Origin of the sequence: Saccharothrix hoggarensis (genome assembly GCF_042678885.1) — a bacterium.
Classification (GTDB): domain Bacteria; phylum Actinomycetota; class Actinomycetes; order Mycobacteriales; family Pseudonocardiaceae; genus Actinosynnema; species Actinosynnema hoggarensis.
In genome coordinates, this window is record NZ_JBHTLK010000459.1 from 1 (window position 1) to 1790 (window position 1790).

Annotated in this window: 2 protein-coding genes; one reads left to right on the top strand and one right to left on the bottom strand. The window is 75.6% G+C overall.

The window, feature by feature from the left end; translation table 11 throughout:
• Positions 1-850: amino acid permease (locus ACFQ3T_RS36370; RefSeq protein ID WP_380730673.1), on the top strand; the 850-nt coding region annotated here is incomplete at its 5' end.
• On the opposite strand, the gene ACFQ3T_RS36375 is transcribed toward ACFQ3T_RS36370, so the two are convergent.
• On the bottom strand, positions 801-1790 hold a 990-nt coding region (locus tag ACFQ3T_RS36375; RefSeq protein WP_380730675.1), incomplete at its 5' end, for a serine/threonine-protein kinase. The two genes, ACFQ3T_RS36370 and ACFQ3T_RS36375, sit on opposite strands and share 50 nt — an antisense overlap.

The window sequence follows — 1790 nt, forward strand, 5'->3', positions numbered from 1 at the left end:
CGCGCTCGGCGGCGGCGACCCGGCGCTGGTCGGCGTGCTGCTGCCGGCGGCCGCGTTCGCCGCGAACTACGCCGGCCTGCGGGTGTCGGCGCGGGCGCAGGTGCTGCTGGTGGGGCTGCTCGCGGTCCTGCTCGTCGTCGCGATCGCGGCCAACGTCCCGCACGTCGCGCCGGACGACTTCCAGCCGTTCGCGCCGAACGGGTGGCTCGCCGTCGGCCACGCCGCAGTGGTCCTGTTCTTCGCGTTCTCGGGCTGGGAGGCGGCGGGCAACCTCGCCGACGAGTTCGGCGACCCGCGCCGGGCGACGCGGCGGACACTGGTCGTCGTCGCCGTCCTCTACCTGGGGCTGGCGGTCACGACGGCGGGCACGACGAGCAACGTCCCGCTCGCCGACCTGCTGGGACGGGCGTTCGGGCCGTCCGCCCGGCCGGTCGTGGCGGTCGCCGCGGCGCTGCTGACGTTCGGCGCGATCAACACCTACCTGGCCGGTGGCGCGCGCCTCGGCGGACGGCACGGCCTGACCGGGCTGCTGGTGCTGTGCGGGGTGCTCACGGCCGTCACGCTGCGCCTGCACGTCGAGCTCGACACGCTCATGCGGGTCGCCTCCACGGCGTTGGCGGCGGTGACGGCGGCGGGACTGGCCGCCGCCGTCACCCTCCTCCGCAGCCGCTCGGCCGCGTTCGCCCTGGCGTGCACGACGTTGGTGCCGGCGTTCTCCGGCGTCCTGCTCGCCGTGCCGCTGGTGATAGCCGTCGCCGCGCCGGCGATCGCCCGGGTGGGCCGACGGGTCAGCGCACGGGTCAGCGCACGGGCCGGGTCGGCGGTTCGGGCCGGTCGATCATCTTCGTGACCGGGCCTTCCTTGCTCAGCCCGGCCTGCGACAGCCACGTGCTCAGCTCGGTGCGGATCGCGCTCAACGTGGGCCGCTTGGCCGGGTCGGCGTCCAACGCGCTGGTCAGCAGCCGGGCGTGGGCGCTGCGCTGCGGCAGCTTCACGCACGGCTCGCCCTGCGCGGCGGCCATCAGCGACGAGATCGGGTTCTCCCGCGTGCCGCGCGGCGGGTGGCCGGTGAGCGCGTAGCTGACCGTCGCGGCCAGCTGCCACGCGTCGGACGCCGGGCTGGCCGCCTCGCCGCGGGCGGTCTCCGGGGCGAGGAAGTCGGGCGTGCCGACCATCATCCCGGTGGCGGTGAGCGTGCTGTCGCCCTTGGACCGGGCGATGCCGAAGTCGATCAGGTGCGCGGTGCCCTGGGTGTCCACGATGACGTTGGACGGCTTCACGTCCCGGTGCAGCACGCCCTGCTCGTGCGCGGCGGCCAGCGCGTCCGCCATGTTCAGCCAGAGGCGGGCGGCGAGCGTGTCGGCGAGCAGGCCGCTCTTCAGCACGACGTCGGACAGCGGCTGGCCGTCGATGTACTCCATGATGATCGCCAGGCCGTCCGGGTCCTGGACGATGTCGAACACGCGCACGCAGTTCGGGTGCCGCACGGCGGCCAGAGCGCGCGCTTCACGCACCATGCGCTGCTCGGTGTCGTTGTCCGGGGCGTGGGCGAGCTTCACCGCGACCGTGCGGGCCAGCTGCTCGTCCACGGCGAGCCACACGGTGCCGAACCCGCCGCGGCCGAGCTGGCGGATGCGCCGGAAGCGGCCGCCGGCCGGGTTCCAGACCTTGCCGGAGTCCGGGCCCGCCGCGGGCGGCACGCCGTGCCCGGCGCTGCGGGGTCCACCGCTGGCGGGTCCACCGCTGCCGTGCCCACCGCTGCCGGGGCCGAACGGGAGCGGTCCGGGGGT